Here is a 795-nt window from a genome sequence, read left to right as displayed (position 1 = left end):
TTCACCCGCGACCGGCTGCACCGGGAGACGCAGCGCAGCTCTGGTCAGTACAACCTGACCACGACCTGCACCCCTGCCGGGCAGCTGCCGGGCCACACGCTGAACCTGCCGGAACTGAACCGGGAATACGGGTACGATGACGGTGGCCGGCTGGTCAGCATCAGCGGCCCCCGGCAGCAGAGCCACTATCAGTACGACGCTGCCGGACGGCTGTGCGGGGTACATCTCGTCCCGGCTGACGTCAGCGAGGCATACCTGACCGACCCGGCGGGCAACCGTATTGCGGACCGGATACAGTATCCGGCACTGCCTGCCCGCTTCCCGGATAACCGCATCAGCGAGGATGTCCACTGGTTTTACCATCACGATGAACACGGCAGGCTGACGCAAAAGGACGGGCGCAACATCCGCGACGGCAGCCACAGCCACCATTATCACTACGACCACCGGCACCGGCTGGTACATCACCGCCTGATGCGGCAGGGGCAGACGCTGCGGGAAAGCCGCTACCTGTATGACCCGCAGGGCCGCCGGGTGGGCAAAAAAGTGTGGTACGGTGCGGACAGGATGCCGGAGGTGACCTGGTACGGCCACGACGGCGACCGGCTCACCACCACGCAGACGGAGGTGAACCGCATCCAGACGGTGTACCTGCCGGGCAGCTTCACGCCGCTGCTCAGAATCGAAACGTCCCTGGCGGAGCTGGCGCAGGCGGGATACCGCACGCTGGCGCAGAAGCTGCAGCAGGACGCAAACGTCACGTTCCCCCCGGTACTGGTGACGATGCTGGACGGG

Annotated in this window: 1 pseudogene; it reads left to right on the top strand. The window is 65.8% G+C overall.

The window, feature by feature from the left end:
* Positions 1-795: pseudogene (locus IM267_RS20800) on the top strand (RHS repeat protein); the annotation flags it as partial.

Origin of the sequence: Enterobacter cloacae complex sp. P15RS (assembly GCF_014895905.1) — a bacterium.
Classification (GTDB): Bacteria; Pseudomonadota; Gammaproteobacteria; order Enterobacterales; family Enterobacteriaceae; genus Enterobacter; species Enterobacter quasihormaechei.
The sequence above is the reverse complement of the archived record's forward strand: the minus strand, read 5'-3'. Positions and strand labels throughout refer to the sequence as shown.